Raw genomic sequence first — 25,656 nt, 5'->3', positions numbered from 1 at the left:
TCGCAGCAGAAGCGGGCCGAGCGCGACTTGAACAGCGTCAGACGGTCGTCTCGCGCCGCTCGACGCTCCGACTGACTGGCTCAAAATCGCGTCGTGCCGGTTCACTCGTCGCTCAGCGATTCGTTGAACGGGCCGAGCGCGATTTGAACACGCGACCGTCTGGTTAAAAGCCAGACGCTCTGCCAGACTGAGCTATCGGCCCTCGTGCGATGTCTGGTCGGCGCGCGGTTAAACGTTTACTACTCGCCTCACTCGAGGTAGGCGTCGAGGGCGTCGGTGACGATACGCCCGGGTCCGGCGTCCTCGAGGGCGGCGCGACGGCGGAGGTCCCGGTAGGTGTCGAGCGGGAGGGTGACGGTGAGTTCGCCGGGCGTGACACCGCGCTCCCGGAGCGCCTCCTCGATGGACCGGCCGTCGTTCACCTCGCTCGCGATTGCGCGGACCTCGCGGACGGTGAGGTGGTTGTCGATGACGGCGAACGCGAGCTGGTAGCGCGCCTCGCCGCCGACGCGCGCGATGTGCTTCGCGGCGGTCGGCGGGATGTGGCCGACGGCGACGTGCCGGCGGACGGGGCGCGGGAGGTCGTGGACGCGCGCCCACTTCCGGATGAAGGAGACGGTGACGCCGTCGCCCGCCCGCTCGGCGGCGGCCTTGTACGACCCCTCGGCGCGGACGAGCGCGGCGCAGGCGGCGGCGCCTCGGAGCATGTAGAACCGGTCGTCGCCGAGTTCGCCGTGCGCGAACGCGTTGACGGTTTCCGCGGCGTCGCGGATGCTCTCGGGGTCGTCGGGATCGAACTCGACCGCCTCTTTCGCGCGCTCGCCCGCGACGCGCTCGTCGCCCCGGATGACGGGCGCGCCGACCGGGGATTCCCGGTCGGTCGGCGGTAGCTCTGTCGGCCCGTCAGTCATACTACGCGGTAGAACACCAGCGATATAAAGGTCTATTCCTCGGCGCGCCGCTCGCTGAGGTGCTCCCAGATTTCGGTGCACCCCGCCCCGGGTTCGACGTCGTCGAGATGATCGTCCCCGTCGCGGCCGGCTTCAGTTTTCGTCTCTGCCATGTGCCTCCTCGTATGTCGTCCACCCGGATAAGTACGCCTACGAGCGCACTACCCGCCTTTGCTCCCGGTTAGGGGATTGTATTGCCACTATCCACGACGGAAGCACCGACGCCGGTTTCACTCCCCTTCGATGGTCTGTCGCGCCGCTACCGCCCCTCCGCCACCCCTCACCCAGAGACGCGCCCACCCACGCCCCTCGATACAAGCAAAAATAACCTATTTCGGTCGTGATGCCTGGATGTCACGCTCGCGCCCGAAACGCCGGCGCCGCCTCACTCGGTGATCGTCACCCGCTCCCCGTTCGTCGGTGCGCTCGCGCCGAACCCCGCCTCGCGTAACTCGGCGGCGAACCGGTCCGTCGCGTCGCCGTGGACCGTCAGCACGTGCGCGTCCCGGTAGTCCTTGAGGAAGGCCCGGAGGCCGTCGCGGTCGGCGTGCGCGGAGAAGTCGAACGCCTCGCGGCGCGCCGCCACCGGGAGGACGCGGCCGTCGAAGGCCGCACGCCCCTCCTCGAGCAGGCGGTGCCCCGGCGTCCCCTCGACCTGATGGCCGACGAACGCCACGAGGTTCGTCGGACTCCCCCGGATCTCGGGGACGTACGTCATCGCCGGGCCGCCCGTGAGCATCCCGCTCGTCGTGATTATGACGGTGTTCTGCGCCGCGATGCGCTTCTTCTGCCCGCGACGCCCGGTGACGAAGCGGGCGTGGCGCATCGCCGAGCGGAAGGCGTCGGGGTCGCGGAGGTAGCCCTCAACGCGCCGGAGGCGCTTCGCTACCTCGACGCCCATGCCGTCGACGTAGCAGTCGATGTCGTGGGCGTCGCAGACGAGCATCGCCTCCTGCGTGCGCCCGACCGCGAACGCCGGCACGACCGCGGTCCCGCCGCGATGCACGGTCTCGCGGAGCGCGCGGGCGAAGCGCTCCTCGGTCTCGCGGCGGTCGCCGCGTCGCACGTCCGCGTACGTGCTCTCGCAGACGACGACGTCCGCGTCCGGCCGCGCGCTCGACCCCGCGAGGAGGCGTTGATCTCCAGTGTGGAAGTCGCCCGTGTAGAGGAGTCGCGTGGCGCCGTCGTCGCCGGCCTGTGTCCGGCCGCCGGCGGGACTTCGTCCCGATTCCTCCACGAGGACGTGCGCGCTCCCGGGGATGTGCCCGGCGTCGAAGAACGTCACCTCGTGGCCGGCGGCCTCGAAGGGCTCGCCGTAGCCGTGCGTCTCGGAGACCTCGCCGAGCGCGGCGATCTCGGCGCGCGTGAACGGCCGGTCGTACTGGTTCTCGCGGAGCTTCAGCGTGTCGCGCGCGAGCAATTCGGCGAGTTCGCGAGTGGGCGGCGTCCAGTGAATCGGGGGCCGACGGCCGCCAGCGAGGAGGCTCGGCACCGCGCCGACGTGGTCGAGGTGGCCGTGCGAGACGACGACGGCGTCCGGGTCGACGTCGGGCGGCGTGCGCGCGGGTGTCCCGCCCTCCAGTCCGTAGTCGATGAGGAGGGAGTCGTTGACCAGCAGGGCGCTCTTGCCGATTGCGTCCGCCCCGCCGAGGAACCGGAGGTCCATCGGCGGGCGCTACGGGCGCGTGCGGCTTGGGCGCGTCGGTGTGCGAAAAGAAGACGGGCCGCGACGTGCGATAGTGCGCCGCGCTACGCGCTCTCGCGCGCGAGCGCGAGCGAGTAGGTGAAGCCGTAGTAGGCGACGACGCCGCCGGCCAGCGCGACGTAGTACGCGAGGTCGGGAGCGCCGAGGCCCCGGAAGAGCACGGTGACGAGGACGACCCACGCGATGGCGAAGACGAGGTCGAAGAGCATCCCGTCGTGGTGCTCGATGACGTGCTCGCGGACGGCGTCGAGCGCGCTCATCCGTCGGCCTCCTCGCCGTCGACGTCCACGACGAGCACGGGGACGCGGGTGCGGCGCAGGACCTTCTCGGTGACGCTCCCGAGGAGGGTGCGCGAGAGCCCGGCGCGGCCGTGACTCCCCATCACGATGAGGTCGATGTCGTTCTCGTCGACGAACTTGCGGATGGCGCGCGCGGGCGACCCCGTGCGGATGTGCTCCTCGACGTCGAGGCCGGCGTCGCGCGCGGCGTCGGCGACGACGCCGGTGGCCTCTTCGGCCTCGGCCTTCACTTCGGGCATCTCGTCGAGCTTGCCCTGCCGGAGGCGGTCCACCTGCTCGGTGCCGAGCGAGAGGTTGGTGGCGTCGATGTCGATGACGTAGAGCGCGTGGACGGTCGCGTCGTACTTCTCGGCGAGGTCGATGGCGCGCTCGACGGCGGCCTCCGCGACGTCGCTCCCGTCCGTGGGAACGAGGACGTGCTCGTACATCAGTCGTCACCACTCACGACGTCTTCGGCGGCTTGCTGGCGGCTCATGGGTTCGGGGCTGTGACACTGCCTGACGAGGCGTTTCGTGTCGAGGTCGGGTTCGGGCGTCACCATCGAGACGGCGATGGTGACGACGAAGACGATGGGGACGGCGACGAGCGCGGAGCCGATTGCGGGCACCCACTGCGCGAGCAGCGGCGAGATGATACCGTCCGAGCCGGCGGCGCCGGCGAGGAGGCCGTAGGACGGCAGCACCTCGTTGAGCATCGGGATGAACCAGATGACGAGGCCGGTCGTCATGCCGGCGAGCGCGCCCTGGCGGTTCGTGTTCTCCCACCAGAGGCCGAGGAAGAACATCGGGAAGAGGACGGCGCCGGCGAGCGAGAACGCGTAGGAGACGAGCGCGGCGATGGGCGCGGCGGGGTCGAGCGCGGCGAGCGTGGTGAGCGCGCCGAGCGCGATGATGCTGAGTCGGCCCACCAGGACCTGCTGGCGCTGGCTCGCGTCGGGGTTGATGAGGCGCTTGTAGATGTCGTGCGAGATGGCGGACGAGCCGGTGATGAAGAGGCCGGCGGTGGTCGCGATGGCGGCGGCGATGCCGCCGGCGGCGACGAGTCCGACGAACCACGTCGGGAGCCCGGAGAGCTGCGCGGCGAGGACGACGATGACGTCGGCGGCGGCGCTCGTCATGCCGGGGTCGCCGTAGACGGGTCCGATCTGGTTCGCGTAGAGGTCGGTGCCGAAGGCGGCGAACGCGGGCGCGCTGAAGTAGAGGAGGCAGATGAAGCCGAGCCCCCAGACGGTCGACCAGCGCGCGGTGCGCTCGCTCTCGACGGTGTAGAAGCGCACGAGGACGTGTGGCAAGCCACAGGTGCCGACGATGAGGCTGAACGCGGTGGCGATCCAGAGGTAGTAGCCGCCGTTGACGAACGGCTCGCTGAACTCGCGGCCGAGCGCGGCGAACATCTGGCCGTACTCGATGTGCGGGAGGACGGTCGAGTAGCCGTTCACCCAGCCGACGGCGTAGAGGCCGGCGAGGAACGCGACGATGAGGATGGTGTACTGGACGGCCATGTTCTTCGTCGCGCCGAGCATCCCGGAGAGGGTCAGGTACCCCACCGTGATCGCCATCATCAACACGACCATCGACTGGTAGCCCGAGAGGCCGGGGATGCCGATGTCGCCGAAGATGTAGAGGCCGACGAGGCCCATGCCGCGCGCCTGACCGATGGCGTAGACGAAGCCGATGAGGAACGTCGTGATGGCGGCGATGGCGCGCGCGGTGTCGGAGTTGAAGCGGTCGCCGACGAAGTCCGGGGCGGTGTACTTCCCGAAGCGCCGCATCTGGGCGGCCATGAAGATGAGGAGGATGAAGTATCCCGCCGACCAGCCGACGACGAACGCGAGCCCGTAGAAGCCGGAGAGAGCGATGAGCGCGGCCATTCCGAGGTAGGACGCGGCGCTCATCCAGTTCGCGCCGATGGCCATGCCGTTCTCGACGTTCCCGATGGAGCGGCCGGCGACCCACATGCTCTCGGTGTCGGCGACCTTGAACATGTAGCCGATGACGAGGAAGGACGCGAGCATCACGGTGACGAGGATCGCCGGGAGGAGCTTGAACGAGACGTTCAGCCCCTCGGGGAGGAGGCCGGCCTGGAGGACGAGCGCGTCGATCATTCGGCTACCCCTCCGTGGTCGATGCCGTACTTCTCGTCGAGTTCGTCACGCTTGCGCGCGTACCAGAACGCGAGGACGAGCGCGCCGCCGGGTGCGCCGACGGCGACGAGGAAGTAGTGGATGGGGAAGCCGAGGACGGGCATCGTGGACGTCATCGCGCCGGGCGCGACGGCGGTGAGCGTCACGGGGCCGAAGACGATGACGGCCCACGCGACGAACCCCGTCCAGATGACGCGCAGGTGGTCGCGCATGAACGGCGTGCTCGGCCGGAGGAGGTTCACCTCCGAGGTGAGGTAATCTGTCTCGCTGTGCGCCTGCGTCCCGCTCGCGACCGCGCCGCCGTCCGGTTCGGCGTCGGCACGGTCGGACGTGTCGTGATTGGTTTTGTCTGTCATGGTCTGTGGCTCGCCGTCGCGTTCGTCGCGGGATGCGCGAGAACGCGGCGTGTCTGTGTGCGGTCCGTCCGTCGGGAGCGTCGTACCTTTCTCTCGCCCGACTGCCGCCGGGAGTCCATCATAATCGTTACCAACACACGGAATAAATGTTTCTATTAATCATTACTTCGCCCCGCTTCGCTCCCGCGATTCGTCACTCGCGCCAGCGTCGCACGACGAACTCCGCGTACCCGCCGTACGCGAGGTCGAGACTCCCCACCCACCAGTTCCACCGCGACGCCACTCCCTCCTCGGGCGCGTCGCGCAGGTGCCTCGCGGCCTCGGCGGGCGTGAGCGCTCGTCCCGTGTCGCGCTCGTAGCGGCCGCTCGCCGCGAGGTCCGCCGCCATTCGCGCGACGGCGTCGTGCTCGGCGTCGCTCCCCGCGAAGCGCTCGAACGCCGCCCGGAACGCGGTGCGCGTCTCGCTCATACGCTCGTCTACGGTCGCGCGTGCAGAAGAGGGTGGTCCCGGCCGTCGCCCGCATTTGTCCCCTCCCGCCGGCCGCAACTGCCCACTGTCCGCAAGGCGCGCCGGAAAGGCTTTTGCGCGGCCCGGTAGACGTAACGCCCATGAAGGTGCTGCTGGGAATCGGCGGTAGCGACGACTCGCTCGAAGCCCTCGACCGGACGGTCGAGCGGGCCGTCGAGGCCGGTGACGAACTGACGGTCGCGGTGCTCGACAACCCCGAGAGCGAGCGCTCTGCGGAGGCGGTCATCGAGCACGCCACCGAGACCGTCGAGGACGCCGGCCTCGACGCCGACGTCCGACACATCACCGGCGACCCGGGAAGCGAACTCGTCCAACTCGCCGAGCGCGAGGCCTTCGATCAGGTCGTCCTCGGCGGCGGCGAGCGCAGTCCCATGGGGAAGATTCGACTCGGCCACATCGCCGAGTTCGTCCTGCTGAACGCGCCCGTCACCGTCACGCTAGTCAGATGACAGACGAGACCGCAGGCGACGGGGACGAACCCCCCGGCCCGTTCCCCGTCCCGCCGCTCTCCTTCGAGGACGCGGAAGGCCACGACATCAGCGTCCGCCCGCTCTTCGCGGCCGACGACGCGGACGTCGAGGCGCTCGTCGAGATGTACGTCGACTTCGACCCGAGCATGCGCGCGCAGGGCATCCCCCCGACCGGCGAGTCCCGCGTACGCGACTGGCTGGAGACGCTCGTCGACGGCGACGACGGCTACAACGTCGTCGCGTGGGACGGCGACGACGCCGTCGGGCACGCGACGCTCGTCCCGGACGGCGACGCCGGCTACGAACTCGCCATCTTCGTCCATCAGGACTACCAGGGCTGTGGCATCGGCACGCGACTCATCCGCGCGCTCCTCGGCTACGGCGCCGAGAACGGCGTCGAGGACGTCTGGCTGACCGTCGAGCGCTGGAACCACGCGGCCGTCGCGCTCTACGAGAAGGTCGGGTTCGAGACGACGAACGCGGAGAGCTTCGAGCTGGAGATGGCGATGCGCCTCGCCGAGGCTCAGACGGAGAGCACGGGCTGACTCGCGTAGAGCAACACGTACTCCGCGACCTTCTCGAGGACGGCGCCCGGCGGGTCCGCGCTCGACCGCCCCTCGCGCGGGAGGACGACGAAGTCCGCGCCGACGTCGTCCGCGCAGTCGAGGATGACGCTCCCCGGGTGGTGGGTCTTGCGCGTCGTCGAGAAGCCGTGCATGATCGACGTGGCGACGTCCACGCTGTCGTCCGCGTACGCGCGCACGTCGTCGAGGAACGCGCCGTGGCCGTCCGCGACCGCCTCCTCGTCGGCCTCGCCCGTCTCTATCTCGCGAGCGACGTCGTCACCGAGGACGAAGAGCGCGTGGACGTCCGCGTCGTAGCGCTCCGCGATGGCGACGGCGTACTCGGCGGCGGTCCCGGACGCCTCGCTCCCGTCGACGGGAACGAGGACCGTCTCGACTTCGAGGGTCATGTCCGGGCCTGCGCGGGCCGCCACCAAAAGCCCACCGAGGAGTGGGACTTAAGTGGGGACGCGGCGACGTCCCGCGTATGATAGACACCGTGGTCGTCGCGACCGACGGCTCGGAGAGCGTCGGGCGGGCGGTTGACGTCGCGCTCGACCTCGCGCGGCGCTTCGACGCCACCGTGTACGCCCTCTCCGTGGTGAACGAGAGCGAGGTGACGAACGCGCCCGAGGACGTCCGCGAGGACCTGTCGTCGGAGCTCGAAGCGCGCGCCGAGGACGCGCTCGCGACCGTCTCGGAGCGCGCCGAGCAGTCCGTGACCACGGCGGTCCGCGAGGGCCGCCCCGCGGACGAGATCCTCACGTACGCCCGCGAAGTCGAGGCGGACGTCGTCGCGACCGGGACGCGCGGCCGGCACGGCGAGAACCGCCTCCTCATCGGCTCGGTCGCAGAGCGCGTCGTCCGGTCGTCGCCGATTCCCGTCCTCACCGTCCGCCAGCTCGCCGAGGACGAAGCGGCGTAACCGTCGGCTTCTTCCCGCTACGAGCGCTGGTGGCGGTATGGAAGACTGGGTCATCGACGACGACACCCTCTCGCTCGAACGGAAGTCCCGCCTCCCCGGGCGGGGGTTCTTCGTCCCCGACGACGTCTCCGCCGCCCAAGAGGACGAGGAGATCCGCGCGCGCGTCGAGGACGCGGACGTCATCGTCGTGACGGACCCGGACGCCGACGGCCTCGCCTGCGCCGCCATCGTTCGCGCCGTCCACGGCGACGCCGCCGTCGTCCCCGCCGGCCCGCACAACCTCGAGGACGGCCTCGAACGCGCCGCCGAGTACGGCCCGAAGGGCGCGACCGTCTACGTCTGCGACCTCTGCCCGGACCGCTACGAGTACGTCGCGGACGAACTCGAGCGCCTCGTCTCGCACGCGAGCGCCGTCCACTGGTACGACCACCACCAGTGGACCGACGACGCGATGGAGCGCGTCCGCGCCGCCGGCGTCGACCTCGTCGTCGGCGAATCCGACGAGGAGTGCACCGCCGACGTCGCCGTGCGCGCCATCGACGCCGAGATCCCGCGCCACCTCGCCGAACTCGCCGCCGTCACGCGCGACCACGACCTCTGGATCAAGGAGGACCCGCGCAGCGACGACCTCGCCGACTACTCCCACTGGAGCGACGACGAGGAGTACGTCGAGACCGTGCGCGAGCACGGCCCCGACCTCCCCCAGGAGGTCATGGCGTTCCTCGAGGAGGAGCGCGTCGAGAAGCAGGCGCTCATCGAGAAGGCGACCGAGCGCGCCGAACTCCTCACGCTCGACGCCGGCGGGGAGGAACTCACCGTCGGCGTCACCTACGGGCGCTGCTCGCAGAACGAGGTCGCGGAGAACCTCCGCGAACAGGGCGCGGACGCCGCCGTCGTCGTGAAACCCGCCGGCTCGGCGTCGATTCGGGGGAGCGAGGGCTTCGAGCGCTGTCACGAGGTCGCCCGACAGGTGAACGGCGGCGGCCACCCCCGCGCCGCCGGCTGTAAGCCCGACATCTACGACGACATGCTCGACTACGCCCACCACTGGTCGACCGGCGGCGCCGTCACGAAGCAGGTCATCCTCGCCGCGTTCCGCGCGCTCGACGAGGAGCCCGCCGACGCCGACGAAGACGACGAATAAGCGCGTTCGGCGCTTTTCGCGGTTCCTCGCTATCGCTTCGGAAGCCGCGTTACTCGCGGCGATGCCGCTCGCGTTTTCGCGGAACCTTCGGTTCCGCGTTACTCCTCGCAGAGCCAGCGCTCCGAGTAGGACGCCCCGCACTCGCAGTGCGCGTAGGCGTGGACGACCGCGCCCTCGGCGTAGAGGCCGCCGACCTCCTCGTTCTGCGCTTCCGTGAACGCGAAGACGAACTCGACGGCGTGGCTCTCACCGTCGCCGGCCTCCGGGCAGTCGCCGCCCGCGAGGTCGCGGGCGACGTGGCCGTCCGCGCCCATCGCCTCCTGGGCGAACTCCATCGCGTCCATCCCCGTGGTCTTCTTGAAGACGCTTCGGCCCTTCTCGCCGTCCACGACGAGCACGACGCCGTCATCGGTGGCGACGGCGTCGTCTCGGTCGGCGAGTCGCTCGACGTTCGAGACGGCGGCCTCCGTGAGGTAGAGCGCGACGTCGTCGTGGCGCTCGCCCGCGAGGAACTCGGTGTACCTGTCGGTCATACGTCCACTGGGGACTCGCGCAAGAAAAACGGCGTGCGTTGCGGTCGGGGTCGCCCTACTCGTCGTCCTCGGACTCCTCGCCCTCGCCGAGGAGCTCCGCGACGGACTGCTCGCCCGTCTCGACGACCTTCACGTTGATCTGGACGGTCGCGTCGGAGACCTCTCGCCCGCGCACGCTGATGCGGCGTCGCTCGCCGTCGCGGTCGGGGTTGTAGCCGACGCCCCCGGTCGCGAGGACGTCGTCGAGACCGGAGCCGGCGACGCCGGGGCGCATCGGGCGCCCGGCCTCGTCGGAGCCGCCGGTGATCTCGAGCGTGCAGCCGGTCAGTCCAACGGCGCCGCCGTCGACCTCGTCGCCGATTTCCCGACCGATGAAGCGGTTTGCGTCCTGTCCCTCGACCTCGACGGCGTGCGCCGTCCCCTCGACGGGGTCGGCCACCACGACGTTGAACGTAGCCATACGCGTTTCGTGGCCTGCGCGCCCTAAAAGCACGTCGAAAGCCCCGAACGGGTCGGCGACACGCTTTTGCTCGTCTCTCGGGTAGGACGCCTATGACCGAGCAGGGCGGCGACGAGGACGGCTCGACGGCGGACGCAGCCGACGCCGAGCCCGAGAGCGACGCGGCGGAACCGGACGCGGCCGACGCCACGGCGGAGGCGACGCCGGGCGTCCCCGAGGACGTCCAGAAGTACGACCGCTTCAAGAAGATGGACGGCGCGCAGTACGAGCGCGTGAACGAGTTCCTCCGCGACCGGACGTACATCACCGCCCGCGAGTGGGCGATAGCCCGTCTCTGCGCGGACTTTCGGACGGAGACGGGCGTCGAGATGACGAAGATCGGCGAGAACCTCCCGGAGCTCGTCCCGTTCATGACGGACACCTACACGCCCCAAGCGGTGAATCAGGCGCGCGCGTCGTTCGAGGACAAGGTGACGACGGCGGGCGCGACGTTCCTCTACGGCGCGATGAGCGACTTCTTCACGGCGGACGAACTCGACGACGTGATGTACGAGGCGACGGAGGTCGCGAAGTTCCTCCTCGAAGTCGAGGGCGTCGAGCTCTCCGTGGAGGAGGAACTCGACGCGGAGGACCGCATCTCCGAGGTGATGCGCGACGTCCGGGAGGCGAGCGACGAACTCCGGCACTCGGAGGCGACGTGCCCGAACTGCGGGCACGAGATGAGCGGCGACGCCGGCCACGCCGACGACTGAGCCTCAGTCGTCGTCATCGTCGCCGACGGCGGTCTCCCCGTCGTCCGCGAGGCGCCCGGCGAGCACGGCGTTCACGACCGCGCCGACGAGGAGGACGAGCGCGGCGACGTAGAGCCACGTCAGCAGGAGCATGACGCCGCCGAGCACGCCGTAGGCCTGATTCGCGCCGGCGTACGCGACGTACGCGCGGAAGCCGACGCCGAGGCCGAGCCAGCCGGCGGCGGCGACGAACGCGCCGGGGAGCGCCTCTCGCAGTGTCGTCTCGGTGTCCGGGAGGACGTAGTAGAGCGGCGAGAACGCGACGGTGAGGCCGCCGAGCAACAGGACGGGGCCGAGGAGGTCGAGGAGGAGCTGGTCGACGACGAGCGCGAGCGCGACGCCGATGCCGACGAGCGCGACGGCGGCGACGGCGAGGCACGCGAGCGCGACCGCGCCGTCCCGGACGGCGTCGACGAACCCGGCGTCCTCCGTCCCGTAGACGACCGCGAACGCCGTGTTCAGCCCTCGAAACACCTTGAGCGCGCTCCACGCGAGGAGGGCGACGCCGAAGAGCGACGTGCCGAACGCGCCGGTCTTGCTCGCGAGCGCGTTCCGCAGGAGGTCGGCGGCGTTCGGCGAGAGGAAGCCCTGGAGCGTCGCGACGACGGCGTCCGCGGCGCCGGGGCCGCGTATCGCGGCGGCGAGCGCGAAGACGAGCACTAAGAGCGGGACGAGCGAGACGAACGCGGCGTACGCGATGGCGCCCGCGACGAACGTGAGGTTCCGGTCGCGGACGACCGCGACCGTCGCCAGCGCCGTCTCGCGGACGCGCGCGACCGAGACGTCAGTCATACCCGAGTCGTCGGGCGTCCACGGGTTGAACGTTCGGGCTCTCCTCGGCTCTCGCTCGCGCGGGTCGTTCCCCACCGTCGCCGGCACGTCGTGTCGCGCTCGCTCACGGGTCGCAGGCTCCCCGTTCGCGTGGTCCGCGGATCCTCCCTAGGATCCGCGTACGTTCTCCCCGTTCGCGTCACCGAACGACTCCTCGGCCGCGTCCCAGACGACGGCGCCGCGACGCATCGTCCACTCGGGGAAGACGCCCGCGTCGCCCTCGAACGGGGTCCACCCGCATTTCGAGTGGAGGTCCGCGCCCGCGATTTCGGTGGCGTCGTCGAGGTCGTAGAGCGCGAGGTCGGCGTCGTAGCCCTCGGCGACCCGCCCCTTCGACTCGACGCCGAAGATATCGGCGGGGTTCCGCGCAGTGACGTCCCGGACGCGCTCGACGGTGAGCTCCGTCTCCCGCGTGGCGGCGAGGAGGAGCGGCACCATCGTCTCGACGCCCGGCACGCCCGAGGGCGCGTTCCAGACGTCCGCGTCCTTCTCCGCGCGCGTGTGGGGCGCGTGGTCGGTCGCGACGACGTCGACGCGCCCGTCGACGAGGCGCTCGAAGAGGCGCTCGCGGCGCTCCTCGCTTCGGAGTGGTGGGTTCATCCGGCCGAACGTCCCCAGCTCCTCGTAGTCGTCGGTCGAGCGGAAGAGGTGGTGGGGCGTCACCTCGCAGGTGAGGCCGCCCTCGCGGGCGATATCGACGGCTTCGGGTGTCGAGGTATGCGCGAGGTGGACCTGTGCGTCGGCGTCGCCCGCGACCTCGACGGTGCGCTCGGCGGCGGCGATTTCGGCGTCGGCCGTGCGGTACGCGCTCCACGCGGCCACGTCGTCGCGCTCTCTCGCGCCCGCTCCCGGCTCGCTACCGCTCTCCGCTCGCGACTCCGTGCCGCGGGGCAGCACGCTCTCATCGAACTCCGTCGCGTCCTCCGCGTGGACGGTGACGGGGACGTCGGCGTCGGCGGCGCGCGCGACGGCGTCCGCGAAGAGGTCGGCGTCGATCCCCATCTCGCCCGTCGAGTCCGCGAGGAAGACCTCGCCGAGCGCGAACAGCGGCCGCGCGAACAGCGAGTCGGGGTCCCAGTCCTCGGTGACGCCGCCGTTGATGCCGTAGTCGACGAGCGAGTCGTCCGCGAACGCCTCCTTCGCGTCGAAGGCGTCGCCGGACGTCGTCGGCGGGTCGGTGTTCGGCTGGTCGACGACGGTGGTGACGCCGCCGGCGGCCGCCGAGCGACTCCCGGTCGCCCACGTCTCCTTCTGGCTCGCGCCCGGCTGGCGGAAGTGGACGTGGACGTCGAGCGCGCCCGGGAGGAGGAGCCGTCCGTCGGCGTCTATCGTCGTCTCGCCGTCGAGGGCCTCGCCGACGGCGTCGATGGTGCCGTCGTCGGCGAGGCGGACGTCGCGGACTCGGCCGTCCGCGAGCGTCGCGTCGCGAATCACGCGCATACCCGACTCTCGCGCGTCCGTCGCCTAAAGTTGACGGAGCGCTTCCCGTCGCGGGTCGCAAGTCGCACCGGCGCGACGGCGGCCGTCGGGGACCGCGCTTTTCCCGGCGGCGACTGTACCGCGACCCGATGGACGTGGACGTGGACGTCGATACGGCCGTCGGGCTCTCCGAGCGACTGATGCGCTACCTCGAAATCGTCGCGGCGTTCGTGCTCGTCGGACTGTTCGCCGTCGGCGTCTTCGACTTCCTCCTCCAGATCGTCGACCTCGTGCGGACGGGCGAAATCGCGCAGACGGACGCCATCATCGGCCTCATCGACGAGATACTCCTCCTCTTCATCATCGTCGAGATCTTCCAGACCGTCGTCGCGTACGCACAGGAGAAGAGCGTCATCCGCATCGTCATTGCGGCGGGCCTCATCGCGGTCGCGCGGAAGATCATCAGTTTCCACGCGGGCGATTACGCCTCCGCGACGGAGGCCGCGATTTCGGCGGCGGGCTACGCCGGCCTCCTGCTCGCGCTCGTCGCCGCGCTCTACGTCGTCCAGCGCACGAACGTCGCGACGCCGACCGAGCAGGACGTCTAGTCAGGCGAACGCCACGTCCGCGCGCGACGCGGTCTCGCCGAAGAGCCAGTCGGCGTGCTCGGTCGCGTACTCCCGGTGGTCCTCGTCGATGTAGCCGAGCGCGTCCGAGACGACGACGGGCCGGTAGTCGCGCAGGCCCGCGCTCGACGCGGTGTGGAGGACGCAGACGTTCGCGAGCGTCCCGCAGAGCACGAGGTCGTCGATGCCGTGCGCGTCGAGGTAGCCCTCGAGGTCGGTCCGGTAGAAGGCGTCGTAGGTGTGCTTCGCGACGACGTGGTCGGCCTCGGGGAGGGCGTCGACGAGTTCGGCGTCCCACGACCCCTCGACGACGTGCTCGCCCCAGCGCTCGAACTCGTCGTAGTAGTGGGTGTCGTCGAACTGGCCCTCGGGGTGGACGTCGCGGGTGTAGACGACGGCCGCGCCCGCCTCGCGCGCCCGCTCGACGAGCGAGACGCAGGGGTCGATTGCGTCCTCGCTCGCGGGCGCGTAGAGGCTGCCGTCCGGGTGGCAGAAGCCGTTCTGCATGTCGACGACGAGCAGTGCGGTGCGCTCCGGGTCGAACTCGGGCATACCCGTGTCGGGGACGCCGAGGCCCTTAGTCGTTCACTCGACGCGGACGGTGACCTTCCCGACGTGCTCGCCCGACTCGAGTCGGCGGTGGGCCTCGCTCACGTCCGAGAGCGCGTAGTCGGTGTCGTCGAGGACCGGGGCGAGCTTCCCGGCGTCAGCGAGCGACGCGACGCGCTCGAGGATCTCGCCGTGGCGCACGCGCCCCGCGTGGTCGTCGTGGAGGAGCGGGATGAGCATGAACACCGTGTCGAAGCTGAGCCCCTTCGAGTGGACGGCGTCGAGGCTCGCCTCGCCCCGCGAGACGGTGGCGACGACGCGGCCCTTCAGCGCGGCGGCCTCCAGCGAGGGCTCGACGTTGTCCGCGCCCGCGCCGACGGTGTCGAAGACGACGTCGAAGCCGTCGCCTCCCGTGTACTCCTCGACGTAGTCCGCGACGTCGCGGTGGTAGTCGAAGGCGACGTCCGCGCCGATGTCGCGGGCGAGCGCGCGCTTCTCCGCCGTCGAGGCCGTCGCGTGGACGACGCCGCCCTCGAGGGCGGCGAGCTGGACGCCGACGTGGCCCACCCCACCGGTACCGCCGTGGACGAGGACGTCATCGCCGGGTTCGACGCCCGCGCGCGTCACGAGGCCGTCCCACGCGGTGATGGAGACGAGCGGGAGCGCGGCGGCCTCGCGCATCGAGAGCGAGTCGGGCTTGTGCGCGAGCGTCGCGGCGTCGGCGGCCGCGTACTCCGCGAGCGCGCCGGTCGTCCCGGCCACGCCGCCCGGACAGCCGTACACCTCGTCGCCGACGTCGAAGCGCTCGACGCCCGCGCCCACCGCGACGACCGTCCCGGCGAGGTCGCCGTGCAGGACCGCGGGGGCGTCGGGGCCGAGGTCGGCGGCCGCGCCGCTGCGGATCTTCGTGTCCACGGGGTTGACGCTCGTCGCCGCCACCTCGACGAGCACCTCGTTCGCCCCGACCTCGGGCACGTCGAGCGTGGCGGGTTCGAAGGCGTCCGGGCCGCCGTGTTCGCGGACGACCTGTGCGTCCATCGTCTCGGGAATCTCGGGCATACCTCGCGGTCGGGGCCGCGCGTGCAAAAACGACGGTGTGGCGGCGGACGCTACCGCGACGCTCGGAGACGGGCACGAATTAAGGGCGGCGAGCGCCTCGCCTCCCGCATGCGCGAACTCGACCGCTGTGACTTCTGCGCGGAGCGCGCCGACGGCGTCTACGAGGTCCTCCCGCCCGAGGTGGACGCCGCCGAGCGCCGACTCGTCCTCTGTGCGGACTGCCGCGACACCCTCGCGGGCGTCGTCGACCCGCTCCTCGATGCGCTCGGAGGCCGCGACGCCACCGAGACCGACGGCGACGCCGACCGGAGCGTCACCCTCGAACCCCCCGCGTCCGAGGCCGAGGGACGTGACGCGGCGGCCGCCGACGCCGACCGCGACGGCGACGGCGGCCGCCATCGGGACGACGGGGATGCCGACGACGCCACGACCGAGACTGCGGACGACGCGGACGTCGCGGACGACGCGAGCGGCGATGACGCCCGCGATGACGGCGACGACGCGGACGACGGCGAGGCGACCGAGGGCGCCCGGTCGGTCGTGCGCCCCGAGGGGTATCGGCGGGTCGTCCGCCTCCTCAGGAACCGGCCGGCGGCGATGACGCGGGGCGACCTCGCGGAACTCGCGTCGGGGGCCTACGACCTCGACGCGGACGACGTCGACGGCATCGTCGACGCCGCACTCGAGAACGGCCACCTCGAGGAGACGCCGGAGGGCCTGCGCGCGACCTAGAGTTCGCCCTTCGTGCTCGGCGTGTCGCTCCGGCGCTCGTCGAGTCGGGTCGCGTCGTCGAGCGCGCGCGCGTTCGCCTTGAACAGCGCCTCGACCTCGTGGTGGGCGTTCTCGCCCTCGACGGCGCAGTGGAGGGTGAGTCCGGCGTGCTCGGCGAACGACTGGAAGAAGTGCGCGGCCATAATACTAGAAAAGTCGCCGATGCGCTCCTGGCTGAACTGCCCCTCGAACTCGTAGTAGGGCCGCCCGGAGACGTCGAGAACCACGGAGCCGACGGCTTCGTCGAGCGGGACCTTCCGGTCGGCGTAGCGGACGATGCCGCGCTTGTCGCCGAGGGCGTCCGCGACGGCGTCGCCGAGGACGATGGCGACGTCCTCGACGGTGTGGTGGTCGTCGATGTGGAGGTCGCCGTCGCAGCGCACCGTGAGGTCGAAGAGGCCGTGCTTCGCGAACGACTCGAGCATGTGGTCGAAGAAGCCGACCCCGGTCTCGACGGTGCTCTCCCCGTCGCCGTCGAGGTCGATGGTGACGTCGATCTCGGTCTCGGCGGTCGCGCGCGACGCCGCGCCCGTGCGTGTGCTCATACGTCGCCTTGCGCCGGGCGGCTAAAGGCCGTTGCGCTCGCCCGCGCGTCAGACGAAGCCGGCGACGCCGAGAGCGCCGAACAGGAGGTCGCCGTAGACGAACGCGAGCGCCATCCCGAGCACGAGCGTGACGAAGAACGGCGTCCCCGGCGTCACCCACACCGACTCGCGTTCCGCGAGCAGGTCGAGGCTCTCGCGGAGCGTCGCCGGGCTCGTCCCGTACGCCGTCCCCTCGATGTCCTCGATGAACGCCGCCGCGCCCCACGCGTCGTCGTACCCGTCGCCCGCGCGCTCCTCGCCAGCGGCGTCGCTCTCGGTGGACTCGTCGTCCGCGCCGCGTCCGTCGCCCCCGCCGTCCGTCCGCGCGCCCCGGTGGACGGCGCCGTCCGTCGGGTCGTTCGGCTCCGCCGGGAGCGTCGCCGGGTCGCGCAATCCCGGGTTCGCGCGGAGCTCCGCGAGCGTGACGCCGCGCCAGCGACAGTACATCCGCAGGGCGTCGAGGTCGAGGCCGCCGGTGAGGCGCGTTTCCCCCGCGCCCTCGAGGAGGCTCCCGTGCGTGGTGGCCAACTCCGGGACGGGCACGCGCTTCCCGACGGCCATCACCGACGCGACGTCGCCCCGGAGGGCGTTCGCGCCGAGGAGGTAGAGCGGGTACGCCATCCCCAGCAGGAGGGCGTTCGTGAGCACGGTGAGCGAGAACACGCGGACGTTCGCGGGGACGAGCGGGAGGACGAAGCCGTCGAAGTAGTAGGTCGGGTAGGACGGGAGGAGGACGCCGATGGTGACGAGCGCCTTCGCGTCCGCGCCGCCGAACCCCGCCGGGACGTAGTAGAAGAGCGCGCCGAGACCGCCGACGAGCAGGACGCTCACCGCCGTGATGAGCACGAACTGCCGGAACGCGAACGCGTAGGGCTGACCGTACGCCGTCCACCCCTCCCACGCGAGGCAGGCGACGCCGAGGAGGAGGAGCGGCGGCCAGAGCGCGTCCGGGACGCGGCGCGTCTCGATATCGCGATAGGCGCCGTACGCGAACACGGGGAGCGCGAGCAGTCTGAGGAGGTCCGGGACGGAGGCGTCCGCGAGCGGCGTCGAGACCAGTGCGAGGGCGAGCGAGTCGAGCGGGCCGAGCGCGGACGCGTACACGGCAGAGAGAGTGAGGGAGAGCGCCAAAGGGGTTTCGGCAGCGACGGACGGCCACGGCTACCGAGTGCGATAAACGGAGGAAGGTCGGTGTGCACTTCGCGTCGAACGGGGCGCTCCCGTTAGATGACGCGGTTCTGGAGGTAGTCGAGGTGCTTCGCGTTGTAGACGATGCGGACCTCCTCGGTCTCAGGGGAACCGATGCAGGTCAGGCGGACGTCCTTCTCCTCGACCTCCTCGTCGCTGAGGATCTGCTGCATGTCCATGTTGATCTCGCCCTCCTTGAGGATGGACGCACAGTTCGCACACGCGCCGGCGCGGCAGGAGAACGGCCAGTCGTAGCCCTGCGCCTCGGCGCTCTCGAGGATGTACCCGCCCTCGGGTACGTCGAGCTCACCGTAGTCCTCGTCGTCGAGGCCGGCGTCGGCGGCTTTTTCGAACAGGTCGTCGTCGTCGATGTCCCAGCCCTGGTCCTGGACGACTTCGTAATTGAGGTATTCGACGGTTGGCATCAACCGGTGGTTCTGTGTCCGTAAGGAAATGCCTTGCTGTTTCACCCGGTCCGCGGGCGGATTTCGGTCGCGAGTAGCGCCGTGTCAGATTCTGCGACGTGCCGAGGTCACGATGGGAGGAGGCTGAACAGCACGTAGGACGCGGCGGCCGCGATGGACGGCGTGAGCACCCAGAGGATGACGACGCGGCCCACCGTCGCGGGGTCGAAGAGGTCGGCGGCGGCGAGGTCCTCGGGGTCCTCCTCGCCGATCCCGGGCACGTCACCCGGCGTCTCGGCGCGCTCGGCGGTGAGCGACCCGACGGAGACCGGCGCTTCGCCCTCGCCGCTGAGCGCGTCGTTCGCGCGGACGGTGCGCGTCGCGCGCCCCCACCCGAGGCCGACGATGCACATCGTCGCCGAGACCGCGAGGCTCGCGGGAATCCCCATCACGGAGAGGACGGTGATGAGGGTCGCGGAGACGACTTCGACGATGAGCGCGGCGAGCAACGGGAGGTCCGTGAGGTCGTTCCCGACGGTGTCGAGGGTGCGCCGGGCGATGGTGAACGCGCCGAGCGCAATCGCACCGCCCGCGATGAGGACGCCGACGTCGCTCCCGAGGTAGCCCCCGCCGACGAGCGGCGCGACCGCGTTCGCGGTGTTCGACGCGCCCGCCGAGAACGCCATATAACAGCCGATGGCGACGACGAGCGCGGACGCGACGAACTGCCGGGTGGTGGCGTCGTCGTTGACGCCGGTCGGGTGGGCGACGCGCCCGCCCTCAGACCACGTGAAGAGCCCGTTCTCGGCGGCATCGAGCCGGAACGCCGCGTCGAGGTAGGGGTAGGCGTAGCGGCCGACGACCGCGCAGAGCCAGAAGGCGATGACGGGCGCGACCACCCACGCGGAGACGATGCGCCCCATCGACGCCATCTTGAGGGTGCCGGTGGCGACGCCGAGGCCGGCAATCGAGCCGACGGCGGTCATCGACGTCGAGGCCGGGACGCCGTAGCGGTTCGAGACGAGGAGCGCGACGCCGACGAAGAAGAGGACGCCGACGCTCGTCGCGAGCGTGAACTGCTCGCTCGGGACGATGTCGCCGCCCATCGTCTGGATGACGTTCCGGCCGACGGTCCAGCCGCCGAGGAGCGCGAAGACGGACATGAGACCGGCGGCGCCGGCCTTCGTGACGACCTTCGAGCCGACGGCGGGACCGAAGGCGACGCCCGTCGAGGAGCCACCGATGTTGTAGCCGACGAACACAGCGACGAGCACGCCGACGACGAGCAGGGGCTCCGGCATCGTGACCGGCTACGACCTCGGCGGGTTTGAAGCCGGTGATCGGCGCACGTCACGTCGCCGGCCGCCGACTCCCGCCGGCGGCGCGGACGCGGACGCTTTTTCACCTCGCCGCGCGCACTCCGCGGTATGTTCGAGGCCTTCGAGGTGATTCCGGCGGTGGACGTACAGGACGGCGAAGTCGTCCAGTTAGTGCAGGGCGAGCGCGGCACCGGGAAGCGCTACGGCGACCCCGTCGAGGCCGCGCGGCGCTGGCTGGACGCGGGCGCGCGCACCCTCCACCTCGTCGACCTCGACGGCGCCTTCGAGGGCGAGCGCGCGAACGCGGACGCCATCGCGGCCGTCGTCGAGGCCGCCGGCGAGGACGCCGCCGTCCAGGTCGGCGGCGGCATCCGGACGTTCGCGGACGCCCGCGACCTCCTCGAACTCGGTGTCGACCGCGTCATCCTCGGGACGGCCGCCGTCGAGAACCCCGACCTCGTCGCGGAGATTGCCGACAGCTACCCCGAGGGCGTGCTCGTCAGCCTCGACGCCAAGGACGGTGAGGTCGTCGTCTCCGGGTGGACGGAGGGCACCGGCCTCGACCCCGCAGAGGCCGCGACGAAGTACGCGGAGCTCGGCGCGTCCGGCATCCTGTTCACCGACGTCGACGTCGAGGGCCAGCAGACGGGCGTTCGGGCTGACGTCGTCTCCCGCGTCGTCGACGCCGTCGACATCCCCGTCGTCGCCTCCGGCGGCGTCGCGACCGTCGAGGACGTCGTCGCGCTCCGGGACGCGGGCGCGGCCGCCGTCGTCGTCGGCACCGCGCTCTACGAGGGGAACTTCGCGCTCGCCGAGGCGATGGCGCGCGTCGAGTGAGGAGAAGACCTATCCTCGCGCGCCCGCAATCGCCGGTATGAGCGACAGCGAGTTCGGCGTCGACCTCGACTTCGGCGAGGACGGTCTCGTCCCGGCCGTCGCGCAGGACGCCGACACCGGCGAGGTGCTGATGCTGGCGTACGCGAACCGCGAGGCGGTCGAGCGAACGGTCGAGACGGGGCGCGCGCACTACTACTCGCGTTCGCGCGATGCCCTCTGGGAGAAGGGCGCGACGAGCGGGCACACCCAGGAGATCGAGGAGGTGCGCGTCGACTGCGACGGCGACGCGCTCCTCTACGTCGTCGACCAGGCCGTCGGCGCCTGCCACACCGGCCACTACTCCTGCTTCCACCGCACGATAGACGGCGACGAGGTCGGCGAACGGGCGTTCGACCCGGACGCCGTCTACGAGTGACGTGAGCGACGCGACCCACGCGGCCGACGCCGCCCACGACGTGGACGCCGAGGCCGCCATCGACCGCCTCCGCGCCGCCCGCGCGGAGCGCGACGCCGCCGAAGACGCCGTCGAGGAGTACGGCGAGCGCGCCCTCGAACGCCTCCGCGAGCACCACGAGGCCGCACTCAGACTCCTGCGCACCTACGAGGGCTCCGCGACCGGCTCCGGCGACTTCCAGGCCTACATCGAGTTCGAGAGCGAGGTCGCCGACCTCGTCGAGTCCGTCGACGACGACCTCCCGCGCGCCGACGCCTTCGACGACTACGACGACGTCCTCGACCAGCGCCGCGTCACCGAATCCGACTTCGAGCGCGCCCGCGACGCCCTCGAACCGGTCGCGGACCTCGTCGCCCGCCTCGACGAGCGCGAGGCCGCCCGCGACGCGTATCGGACGGCCCGGAAGGACGCCCGCGACGCCCGCGACGCCCTCGCGGACGAAATCGAACGCCTCGAACGCGTCGCCCGCCTCGCCGACGCCGACCCGGACGCGCCCGTCGCGGAGCTCCGCGAACCGGTCGAGGCCTACGACACCGCCGCGCGCGCCGCCGTCGAGGACCGCCTCGGCGCGTGGCCCGCCCGCGACGTCCTCGAGTGGCTCGACAGCCTCGGCGCCTTCCCGCTCGTCGACGCGCCTCGCGTCCCTCCGGAGCTCCTCGCCTACGTCCGCGAACACGACGCCGGCACGAAGCCCGTCGACGACCTGCTCGACCACGCTGACGAATCCGTCTCGAAGCTTGAGCACTACGTCGCGGAACCGACCGAACTGAAGCGCGTCGTCGGCGCGAACCGCTCCTACCTCCGGCGTCTCGACGGCGGCTTCCTCACGCTCGGCTGGCCGCCCGACCCCGCCGACGTCCTCCGCTATCGCGCCGACGAACTCGTCTCCGCGCTCGACCGCATCGACGCCGACGGCGCCATCGCGCGACTCCGCGAGGTGCAGGCGCTCGCGCGCCGCGAGCGCTACGCGACGCTCCGCGAGGCCGCCGTCGCGCGCGAGGAACTCAGCGACGCGGAGCGCGAGCGCGTCGCCGCCGGCACCGTCGCCGACGACCTCGCCGCCGCCCGCGCTGCGCGCGACGACGTCGAGGACGCGCTCGACGCCTACTAGAGCGCCACGCGAAGCGCGTCCGCGAACGCGTCCGCGAGCTCCCGGGCGCGCGCCTCGCCGTGCGCCTCCGCGTAGACTCGAACGACCGGCTCCGTCCCCGAGGGTCGCGCGAGCGCCCACGCGTCACCGTAATCGAGCCGGTAGCCGTCGATGGTCGTGACGTCCGCGTCGGCGGCCGCGGCGTACTCCTCAGCGGCCGCGAGCAGCGCCTCGCGCTCGGCGTCGCTCCCGTAGTCGACGTTGACGCGGACGTTCGCGTAGCCGTCGTAGGGTGCGAGCACCTCGCTCGCTGGCGCGTCCGCGTCGGCGAGCAACTCGAGGAAGCGCGCGCCCGTGTACGCGCCGTCCCGGGTGATGCGGTAGGCGGGGAAGATGACGCCGCCGTTCCCCTCGCCCGCGACCGGGACGCTGTGACCCTCCGCCTGGAGCTGGCGGATGCGCGTCATGATCCGCGTCGAGCCGATCGGCGTCAGCTCCAGCTCGGCGCCGCGCGACTCGCAGACGTCCACGAGGCGCTGGCTGACGTTCACCGCCGAGACAGCGACGTCGCCCTCGGAGAGCTCAGCGTCCGCGAGCGCCGCGAACGACGCACCGCCGGGGACGAACGACCCCGTCTCGTCGTAGAAGATCGCGCGGTCGGCGTCCCCGTCGTGCGCGATGCCGACGTCAGCGTCGCTCGCGCGCACGAGTCGGCCGAGGTCCGCGAGGTTCCCCTCGACCGGCTCCGGCTCGCGCCCCGGGAAGTGCCCGTCCGGCTGAGCATTCGTCGTGACGACGCGACAGCCGAGCTCGCGGTAGAAGTCCGGGCTCGTCAACGCGCCCGCGCCGTGTCCCGGGTCGAGCGCGACCGTCAACCCCGCCTCCGCGATGCGCGCCGCGTCCACCGTCTCGACGAGCGCGTCAACGTAGCGCTCGCGCGCGCCCTCGACCGTCCGGTCCGCGCCCGTCTCGTCCCACGGGACCGGCTCGAACGACTCGCCGAGCAGCGCCTCCTCGACGGCTTCGAGCGCGTCCACCGAGAGCTCGACGCCGTCCGGGCCGACGAGCTTCAGGCCGTTGTACTCCGGCGGGTTGTGGGACGCCGTCACCATGATGGCGGGGACGCCCTCGTCGGCCGCGTACGCCTGCAGGGCGGGCGTCGGGAGGACGCCGAGGCGCTCGACGTCCGCGCCCGCCGCCGCGAGCCCCGACGCGACGGCGTTCGCGAGCATCCGCCCCGTCCGTCGCGTGTCGCGCCCGACGGCGACGCGGTCCTCCTCGCGGACCGACCCGACGGCCTTCGCGACGTCCAGCGCGAACGCCGGCGTCACCTCCTCGTTCGCGACGCCGCGCGTTCCGCTGGACCCGAACACCTTCATGGACGCCCCTACCGCCGCGCGCCTCAAAGTGGTTTCCTAATGCTCGTGCGAGCCGCTATCGTGGCCCTTCCCGTTTCCGGGGTTCCGGTCGGCGAGGCTGACGAAGTAGGAACCGTCGCCGTAGAAGTAGACGCCACGAAAACCGTCCCCGCAGTGCGCGGCGAGGTCCGCGCCGAGCTCGTTCCCCGCCTCCGCACCGAGGTAGACGGGCTCGCTCCACGTCCCGCGCTCGCCGTCCGCCGCCCGCGAGAGCACCGTCTCGAGATCCGGGTGGTTCGCGACGAACGACTCGCCGAGCTCGCAGGTGTGCTTCGTGGCCTCCGGGTCCGCCGGCATCGCGCGGAGCTTCCACTCCCCGGACGGTCCGAGCATCCCACTCAGACCGCTACAGCCCGCGAGCGCGCTCACGAGCCCCGCTGCCCCCGCGCCGAGATACTGACGCCGTCGCATACCTCACCGTCGGGACTCGGACGGGAAGTACCGCGCGGTCCGCGATGTCGCCGCCACGCCGTTCCCGCCGGGTGGGGGCGAGCGCAACGCTTTCCGCGCGCGCCGTCCCTCCTTCGAGTATGAGCGAGCACGACATCAGCATCGACGAGAAACGCGTCTACGCCGACCGGACCGGCACCGAGACCCTGCTCGTCGGCACCGACCGCGGCCTCGCGTCCGTCGCCGTCTCCGGCGACCAGATCGGCGAGTTCGCGCTCCTCACCACGTCCGAGGTCCGCGACGTCGCGATCCACGAGGGGACGGTCGCCGTCGCCGGCCCCGAGGACGTCCGCGTCGGCGACGCCGAGGAGCTCGCGGGGACCGGATTCGGCGACGCGACGGCCGTGAGCTACGACGGCGACACCCTCCTCGCGGTCGGTCCCGAGGGCCGCGTCGCCGCCGCCGACGGCGGTGACTGGGACACCCGCGGTATCGCGCCCGAAGCGCGCGGCGCCGACGGCGCGCTCCTCGCCACCGTCGGCGGCGTCTACCGGGTCACCGAGGACGACGTCACCTATTCCGGCCTCGACGACGCGCGCGACATCGCCGCTCGGGGTCCGTGGGCCACGACGAGCGACGGCCTCTACCGGCTCGGGAACGGCTGGCTCGCCGACCGCGACGGCGACGCCACCGCCGTGGCCGCGCGCGCCGACCACGTCGCCGCCGTCCTCGACGACGCCCTCTACGAGCACGACGGCGACGCGTGGACCGACCGCGAGGTCCCGCTCACCGACCTCGCCGCCGTCGCCTACGGCGCGAACGCGCTCTACGCCGTCGACTCCGCTGGCACGGTCGCGGTGGACGCCGGGCACGGCTGGCGCACCCGCACCGTCGGCCTTCCGGGGGTGTCGGCCGCCGTCGTCGCCGAGAGCGAGCGGTAGGCGCGGACGGAAACGCCTAACCCCGCGCTGGCCTACTCTCCAGCCATGATCGTCAGTGGCTCCGCCTCGCAGGGGCTCGCCGCCGCGCTCGCCGCCGAACTCGGCGAGGAGCTCGCCGAAGTCGAGTACGAGTCGTTCCCGGACGACGAGCGCGTCGTCCGCGTCCCGCCCGTCGAGGGCCGTGCCGTCGTCGTCGCCTCCACCGTCGACGACGCCGCGCACATCGAACTCCTCCAGCTGCAGGACGCCGTCCGCGAGGCCGGCGCCGAGGAAGTCATCACCGTCATCCCCTACATGGGCTACGCCCGACAGGACGAGGCGTTCGAGCCCGGCGAACCCGTCTCCGCCCGCGCGATGGCGCGCGCCGTCTCCACGGGCACGGACGAGGTCTACACCGTGAACGTCCACGAACCCGCCGTCTGCGAGTTCTTCGACGTGCCCGCGACGAACGTGGACGCGACGCCGCACCTCGCCGACCCGCTCCCCGAGGACCTCCGCGACCCCGTCTTCCTGGCGCCGGACGCCTCCGCGCTCCCGCTCGCCGAATCCGTGCAGGACGCCTACGGGCCGGGCGACGCCGACTTCTTCGAGAAAGTCCGCCATTCGGGCAGCGACGTCGAGGTCACGCCGAGTGAGACCGACGTTTCCGGACGAGACGTCGTCGTCGTCGACGACATCGTCGCCACCGGGTCGACGATGAGCGAGGCCATCGGCCTCCTCGAGGACCCGAACCGCGTCTACGTCGCGTGCGTCCACCCCCTCCTCGCCGCGAACGCGCGCACGAAACTCGCCACGGCCGGCGTCGAGGCCGTCCTCGCCACCGACACCATCGAGCGCGCCGTCAGCGAGGTGTCGGCCGCGCCCGCCGTCGCGAAGGCGCTCGGCCGGGAATAGCGCCACGGGCTTTT

At 71.5% G+C, this 25,656-nt stretch carries 32 protein-coding genes and 1 tRNA gene; 12 read left to right on the top strand and 21 right to left on the bottom strand.

Annotation, left to right across the window (positions count from 1 at the left end):
- Positions 1-128: 128 nt before the first annotated feature.
- The 8 genes from EFA46_RS03290 to EFA46_RS03255 form a co-directional block, all read right to left on the bottom strand.
- Positions 129-202, bottom strand: a tRNA-Lys gene (locus tag EFA46_RS03290).
- Between the two features lie 46 nt (positions 203-248).
- Positions 249-911, bottom strand: a complete 663-nt coding sequence (locus EFA46_RS03285) for a hypothetical protein (protein ID WP_123074790.1) — start codon at positions 909-911, stop codon at positions 249-251.
- A 424-nt stretch (positions 912-1,335) separates the two neighbouring features.
- Entirely contained in the window at positions 1,336-2,616 is a 1,281-nt protein-coding gene (locus EFA46_RS03280) for an MBL fold metallo-hydrolase (RefSeq protein ID WP_123074792.1), read from the bottom strand.
- Between the two features lie 83 nt (positions 2,617-2,699).
- Positions 2,700-2,915 carry a hypothetical protein gene (locus tag EFA46_RS03275; RefSeq protein WP_123074794.1) on the bottom strand — a complete coding sequence of 72 codons (216 nt, stop codon included), beginning with the start codon at positions 2,913-2,915 and terminating at the stop codon, positions 2,700-2,702.
- The gene (locus EFA46_RS03270; RefSeq protein ID WP_123074796.1) at positions 2,912-3,382 is read right to left on the bottom strand and encodes a universal stress protein; all 471 of its coding nucleotides are present in this window, start codon (positions 3,380-3,382) and stop codon (positions 2,912-2,914) included. Before EFA46_RS03270 ends, EFA46_RS03275 begins: the two co-directional genes overlap by 4 nt.
- On the bottom strand, positions 3,382-5,058 hold the full coding sequence (locus EFA46_RS03265) for a cation acetate symporter (protein WP_123074798.1): 1,677 nt from the start codon (positions 5,056-5,058) through the stop codon (positions 3,382-3,384). Before EFA46_RS03265 ends, EFA46_RS03270 begins: the two co-directional genes overlap by 1 nt.
- Positions 5,055-5,453, bottom strand: a complete 399-nt coding sequence (locus tag EFA46_RS03260) for a DUF4212 domain-containing protein (protein WP_123074800.1) — start codon at positions 5,451-5,453, stop codon at positions 5,055-5,057. The genes EFA46_RS03265 and EFA46_RS03260 overlap by 4 nt, the downstream gene beginning before the upstream one ends.
- Positions 5,454-5,646: 193 nt before the next feature.
- A complete protein-coding gene (locus EFA46_RS03255) occupies positions 5,647-5,922 on the bottom strand; it encodes a hypothetical protein (RefSeq protein WP_123074802.1) in 276 nt (91 codons plus the stop codon).
- 140 nt (positions 5,923-6,062) lie between these two features.
- Between EFA46_RS03255 and EFA46_RS03250 the strand changes: the two genes are divergently transcribed.
- Positions 6,063-6,431, top strand: coding sequence for a universal stress protein (locus EFA46_RS03250; RefSeq protein ID WP_123074804.1), 369 nt, complete (start codon positions 6,063-6,065; stop codon positions 6,429-6,431).
- Entirely contained in the window at positions 6,428-6,997 is a 570-nt protein-coding gene (locus EFA46_RS03245; protein ID WP_123074806.1) for a GNAT family N-acetyltransferase, read from the top strand. The genes EFA46_RS03250 and EFA46_RS03245 overlap by 4 nt, the downstream gene beginning before the upstream one ends.
- Here the strand turns inward: EFA46_RS03245 and EFA46_RS03240 are convergent.
- On the bottom strand, positions 6,976-7,425 hold the full coding sequence (locus EFA46_RS03240) for a universal stress protein (protein WP_123074808.1): 450 nt from the start codon (positions 7,423-7,425) through the stop codon (positions 6,976-6,978). The genes EFA46_RS03245 and EFA46_RS03240 overlap by 22 nt on opposite strands.
- Positions 7,426-7,502: 77 nt before the next feature.
- Between EFA46_RS03240 and EFA46_RS03235 the strand changes: the two genes are divergently transcribed.
- The gene (locus EFA46_RS03235) at positions 7,503-7,940 is read left to right on the top strand and encodes a universal stress protein (protein ID WP_123074810.1); all 438 of its coding nucleotides are present in this window, start codon (positions 7,503-7,505) and stop codon (positions 7,938-7,940) included.
- A gap of 37 nt (positions 7,941-7,977) precedes the next feature.
- Positions 7,978-9,084 carry a DHH family phosphoesterase gene (locus EFA46_RS03230; protein WP_123074812.1) on the top strand — a complete coding sequence of 369 codons (1,107 nt, stop codon included), beginning with the start codon at positions 7,978-7,980 and terminating at the stop codon, positions 9,082-9,084.
- A gap of 98 nt (positions 9,085-9,182) precedes the next feature.
- On the opposite strand, the gene EFA46_RS03225 is transcribed toward EFA46_RS03230, so the two are convergent.
- Positions 9,183-9,617, bottom strand: coding sequence for a DUF5807 family protein (locus EFA46_RS03225; protein ID WP_123074814.1), 435 nt, complete (start codon positions 9,615-9,617; stop codon positions 9,183-9,185).
- 55 nt (positions 9,618-9,672) lie between these two features.
- Positions 9,673-10,077 carry a 30S ribosomal protein S6e gene (locus EFA46_RS03220; RefSeq protein WP_123074816.1) on the bottom strand — a complete coding sequence of 135 codons (405 nt, stop codon included), beginning with the start codon at positions 10,075-10,077 and terminating at the stop codon, positions 9,673-9,675.
- A gap of 92 nt (positions 10,078-10,169) precedes the next feature.
- Between EFA46_RS03220 and EFA46_RS03215 the strand changes: the two genes are divergently transcribed.
- Positions 10,170-10,829 (top strand): DUF5806 family protein, encoded by a 660-nt coding sequence (locus tag EFA46_RS03215; protein ID WP_123074819.1) that lies wholly within the window; start codon positions 10,170-10,172, stop codon positions 10,827-10,829.
- Between the two features lie 3 nt (positions 10,830-10,832).
- Here EFA46_RS03215 and EFA46_RS03210 read toward each other — a convergent pair whose 3' ends face one another.
- Together EFA46_RS03210 and EFA46_RS03205 are read right to left on the bottom strand one after the other, a co-directional pair.
- Positions 10,833-11,660, bottom strand: coding sequence for a YihY/virulence factor BrkB family protein (locus EFA46_RS03210; protein WP_123074821.1), 828 nt, complete (start codon positions 11,658-11,660; stop codon positions 10,833-10,835).
- Positions 11,661-11,807: 147 nt separating this feature from the next.
- Positions 11,808-13,139, bottom strand: a complete 1,332-nt coding sequence (locus EFA46_RS03205) for a dihydroorotase (RefSeq protein ID WP_123074823.1) — start codon at positions 13,137-13,139, stop codon at positions 11,808-11,810.
- 128 nt (positions 13,140-13,267) lie between these two features.
- Here EFA46_RS03205 and EFA46_RS03200 point away from each other — a divergent pair, with 128 nt between their 5' ends.
- On the top strand, positions 13,268-13,726 hold the full coding sequence (locus EFA46_RS03200) for a phosphate-starvation-inducible PsiE family protein (RefSeq protein ID WP_255494084.1): 459 nt from the start codon (positions 13,268-13,270) through the stop codon (positions 13,724-13,726).
- On the opposite strand, the gene EFA46_RS03195 is transcribed toward EFA46_RS03200, so the two are convergent.
- Both EFA46_RS03195 and EFA46_RS03190 read right to left on the bottom strand, forming a co-directional pair.
- Positions 13,727-14,296 (bottom strand): cysteine hydrolase family protein, encoded by a 570-nt coding sequence (locus EFA46_RS03195; protein ID WP_123074825.1) that lies wholly within the window; start codon positions 14,294-14,296, stop codon positions 13,727-13,729. It abuts the gene before it with no gap.
- A 33-nt stretch (positions 14,297-14,329) separates the two neighbouring features.
- Positions 14,330-15,352 carry a zinc-binding dehydrogenase gene (locus EFA46_RS03190; RefSeq protein WP_218182525.1) on the bottom strand — a complete coding sequence of 341 codons (1,023 nt, stop codon included), beginning with the start codon at positions 15,350-15,352 and terminating at the stop codon, positions 14,330-14,332.
- Positions 15,353-15,460: 108 nt separating this feature from the next.
- Here EFA46_RS03190 and EFA46_RS03185 point away from each other — a divergent pair, with 108 nt between their 5' ends.
- Positions 15,461-16,084 (top strand): hypothetical protein, encoded by a 624-nt coding sequence (locus EFA46_RS03185; RefSeq protein WP_123074827.1) that lies wholly within the window; start codon positions 15,461-15,463, stop codon positions 16,082-16,084.
- On the opposite strand, the gene hisB is transcribed toward EFA46_RS03185, so the two are convergent.
- The 4 genes from hisB to EFA46_RS03165 all read right to left on the bottom strand — a co-directional run bounded on the left by hisB (position 16,081) and on the right by EFA46_RS03165 (position 19,600).
- Positions 16,081-16,668, bottom strand: coding sequence for an imidazoleglycerol-phosphate dehydratase HisB (gene hisB / locus EFA46_RS03180; RefSeq protein WP_123074829.1), 588 nt, complete (start codon positions 16,666-16,668; stop codon positions 16,081-16,083). The genes EFA46_RS03185 and hisB overlap by 4 nt on opposite strands.
- Before the next feature lie 48 nt (positions 16,669-16,716).
- The gene (locus tag EFA46_RS03175; RefSeq protein ID WP_123077297.1) at positions 16,717-17,766 is read right to left on the bottom strand and encodes an A24 family peptidase; all 1,050 of its coding nucleotides are present in this window, start codon (positions 17,764-17,766) and stop codon (positions 16,717-16,719) included.
- A 164-nt stretch (positions 17,767-17,930) separates the two neighbouring features.
- Positions 17,931-18,320, bottom strand: a complete 390-nt coding sequence (gene fer, locus EFA46_RS03170) for a ferredoxin Fer (RefSeq protein ID WP_123074831.1) — start codon at positions 18,318-18,320, stop codon at positions 17,931-17,933.
- A gap of 107 nt (positions 18,321-18,427) precedes the next feature.
- Positions 18,428-19,600 carry an inorganic phosphate transporter gene (locus EFA46_RS03165; protein ID WP_123074833.1) on the bottom strand — a complete coding sequence of 391 codons (1,173 nt, stop codon included), beginning with the start codon at positions 19,598-19,600 and terminating at the stop codon, positions 18,428-18,430.
- A gap of 126 nt (positions 19,601-19,726) precedes the next feature.
- Here EFA46_RS03165 and hisA point away from each other — a divergent pair, with 126 nt between their 5' ends.
- Genes hisA through EFA46_RS03150 form a run of 3 tightly spaced genes read left to right on the top strand, consistent with a single transcriptional unit; the run spans position 19,727 to position 22,020 of the window.
- Positions 19,727-20,455 carry a 1-(5-phosphoribosyl)-5-[(5-phosphoribosylamino)methylideneamino]imidazole-4-carboxamide isomerase gene (gene hisA, locus EFA46_RS03160; protein ID WP_123074835.1) on the top strand — a complete coding sequence of 243 codons (729 nt, stop codon included), beginning with the start codon at positions 19,727-19,729 and terminating at the stop codon, positions 20,453-20,455.
- A 37-nt stretch (positions 20,456-20,492) separates the two neighbouring features.
- Positions 20,493-20,870, top strand: coding sequence for a phosphoribosyl-AMP cyclohydrolase (gene hisI / locus EFA46_RS03155; RefSeq protein ID WP_123074838.1), 378 nt, complete (start codon positions 20,493-20,495; stop codon positions 20,868-20,870).
- A gap of 1 nt (position 20,871) precedes the next feature.
- Complete coding sequence (locus EFA46_RS03150; protein ID WP_123074840.1) at positions 20,872-22,020, top strand: hypothetical protein; 1,149 nt, start codon at positions 20,872-20,874, stop codon at positions 22,018-22,020.
- Here the strand turns inward: EFA46_RS03150 and glmM are convergent.
- Entirely contained in the window at positions 22,017-23,378 is a 1,362-nt protein-coding gene (gene glmM / locus EFA46_RS03145) for a phosphoglucosamine mutase (RefSeq protein ID WP_123074842.1), read from the bottom strand. The two genes, EFA46_RS03150 and glmM, sit on opposite strands and share 4 nt — an antisense overlap.
- Before the next feature lie 36 nt (positions 23,379-23,414).
- Positions 23,415-23,828 carry a hypothetical protein gene (locus EFA46_RS03140; RefSeq protein ID WP_123074844.1) on the bottom strand — a complete coding sequence of 138 codons (414 nt, stop codon included), beginning with the start codon at positions 23,826-23,828 and terminating at the stop codon, positions 23,415-23,417.
- Positions 23,829-23,947: 119 nt separating this feature from the next.
- Here EFA46_RS03140 and EFA46_RS03135 point away from each other — a divergent pair, with 119 nt between their 5' ends.
- Positions 23,948-24,748, top strand: a complete 801-nt coding sequence (locus EFA46_RS03135) for a hypothetical protein (RefSeq protein WP_158604248.1) — start codon at positions 23,948-23,950, stop codon at positions 24,746-24,748.
- 45 nt (positions 24,749-24,793) lie between these two features.
- Positions 24,794-25,642: a ribose-phosphate diphosphokinase gene (locus tag EFA46_RS03130; protein ID WP_123074846.1), complete on the top strand. Its 849-nt coding sequence runs from the start codon at positions 24,794-24,796 to the stop codon at positions 25,640-25,642.
- Positions 25,643-25,656: the final 14 nt, after the last annotated feature.

The sequence above is a fragment of the Halarchaeum sp. CBA1220 genome (assembly GCF_003721175.2).
Taxonomy (GTDB): domain Archaea; phylum Halobacteriota; class Halobacteria; order Halobacteriales; family Halobacteriaceae; genus Halarchaeum; species Halarchaeum grantii.
This window is presented reverse-complemented; position numbering and strand designations above follow the sequence as displayed.

Coding starts and splice junctions, on each gene's coding strand:
- EFA46_RS03285 (WP_123074790.1), bottom strand. CDS start 911: ATGACTGACGGGCCGACAGAGCTACCGCCGACCGACCGGGAATCCCCG.
- EFA46_RS03280 (WP_123074792.1), bottom strand. CDS start 2,616: ATGGACCTCCGGTTCCTCGGCGGGGCGGACGCAATCGGCAAGAGCGCC.
- EFA46_RS03275 (WP_123074794.1), bottom strand. CDS start 2,915: ATGAGCGCGCTCGACGCCGTCCGCGAGCACGTCATCGAGCACCACGAC.
- EFA46_RS03270 (WP_123074796.1), bottom strand. CDS start 3,382: ATGTACGAGCACGTCCTCGTTCCCACGGACGGGAGCGACGTCGCGGAG.
- EFA46_RS03265 (WP_123074798.1), bottom strand. CDS start 5,058: ATGATCGACGCGCTCGTCCTCCAGGCCGGCCTCCTCCCCGAGGGGCTG.
- EFA46_RS03260 (WP_123074800.1), bottom strand. CDS start 5,453: ATGACAGACAAAACCAATCACGACACGTCCGACCGTGCCGACGCCGAA.
- EFA46_RS03255 (WP_123074802.1), bottom strand. CDS start 5,922: ATGAGCGAGACGCGCACCGCGTTCCGGGCGGCGTTCGAGCGCTTCGCG.
- EFA46_RS03250 (WP_123074804.1), top strand. CDS start 6,063: ATGAAGGTGCTGCTGGGAATCGGCGGTAGCGACGACTCGCTCGAAGCC.
- EFA46_RS03245 (WP_123074806.1), top strand. CDS start 6,428: ATGACAGACGAGACCGCAGGCGACGGGGACGAACCCCCCGGCCCGTTC.
- EFA46_RS03240 (WP_123074808.1), bottom strand. CDS start 7,425: ATGACCCTCGAAGTCGAGACGGTCCTCGTTCCCGTCGACGGGAGCGAG.
- EFA46_RS03235 (WP_123074810.1), top strand. CDS start 7,503: ATGATAGACACCGTGGTCGTCGCGACCGACGGCTCGGAGAGCGTCGGG.
- EFA46_RS03230 (WP_123074812.1), top strand. CDS start 7,978: ATGGAAGACTGGGTCATCGACGACGACACCCTCTCGCTCGAACGGAAG.
- EFA46_RS03225 (WP_123074814.1), bottom strand. CDS start 9,617: ATGACCGACAGGTACACCGAGTTCCTCGCGGGCGAGCGCCACGACGAC.
- EFA46_RS03220 (WP_123074816.1), bottom strand. CDS start 10,077: ATGGCTACGTTCAACGTCGTGGTGGCCGACCCCGTCGAGGGGACGGCG.
- EFA46_RS03215 (WP_123074819.1), top strand. CDS start 10,170: ATGACCGAGCAGGGCGGCGACGAGGACGGCTCGACGGCGGACGCAGCC.
- EFA46_RS03210 (WP_123074821.1), bottom strand. CDS start 11,660: ATGACTGACGTCTCGGTCGCGCGCGTCCGCGAGACGGCGCTGGCGACG.
- EFA46_RS03205 (WP_123074823.1), bottom strand. CDS start 13,139: ATGCGCGTGATTCGCGACGCGACGCTCGCGGACGGCCGAGTCCGCGAC.
- EFA46_RS03200 (WP_255494084.1), top strand. CDS start 13,268: ATGGACGTGGACGTGGACGTCGATACGGCCGTCGGGCTCTCCGAGCGA.
- EFA46_RS03195 (WP_123074825.1), bottom strand. CDS start 14,296: ATGCCCGAGTTCGACCCGGAGCGCACCGCACTGCTCGTCGTCGACATG.
- EFA46_RS03190 (WP_218182525.1), bottom strand. CDS start 15,352: ATGCCCGAGATTCCCGAGACGATGGACGCACAGGTCGTCCGCGAACAC.
- EFA46_RS03185 (WP_123074827.1), top strand. CDS start 15,461: ATGCGCGAACTCGACCGCTGTGACTTCTGCGCGGAGCGCGCCGACGGC.
- hisB (WP_123074829.1), bottom strand. CDS start 16,668: ATGAGCACACGCACGGGCGCGGCGTCGCGCGCGACCGCCGAGACCGAG.
- fer (WP_123074831.1), bottom strand. CDS start 18,320: ATGCCAACCGTCGAATACCTCAATTACGAAGTCGTCCAGGACCAGGGC.
- EFA46_RS03165 (WP_123074833.1), bottom strand. CDS start 19,600: ATGCCGGAGCCCCTGCTCGTCGTCGGCGTGCTCGTCGCTGTGTTCGTC.
- hisA (WP_123074835.1), top strand. CDS start 19,727: ATGTTCGAGGCCTTCGAGGTGATTCCGGCGGTGGACGTACAGGACGGC.
- hisI (WP_123074838.1), top strand. CDS start 20,493: ATGAGCGACAGCGAGTTCGGCGTCGACCTCGACTTCGGCGAGGACGGT.
- glmM (WP_123074842.1), bottom strand. CDS start 23,378: ATGAAGGTGTTCGGGTCCAGCGGAACGCGCGGCGTCGCGAACGAGGAG.
- EFA46_RS03140 (WP_123074844.1), bottom strand. CDS start 23,828: ATGCGACGGCGTCAGTATCTCGGCGCGGGGGCAGCGGGGCTCGTGAGC.
- EFA46_RS03135 (WP_158604248.1), top strand. CDS start 23,948: ATGAGCGAGCACGACATCAGCATCGACGAGAAACGCGTCTACGCCGAC.
- EFA46_RS03130 (WP_123074846.1), top strand. CDS start 24,794: ATGATCGTCAGTGGCTCCGCCTCGCAGGGGCTCGCCGCCGCGCTCGCC.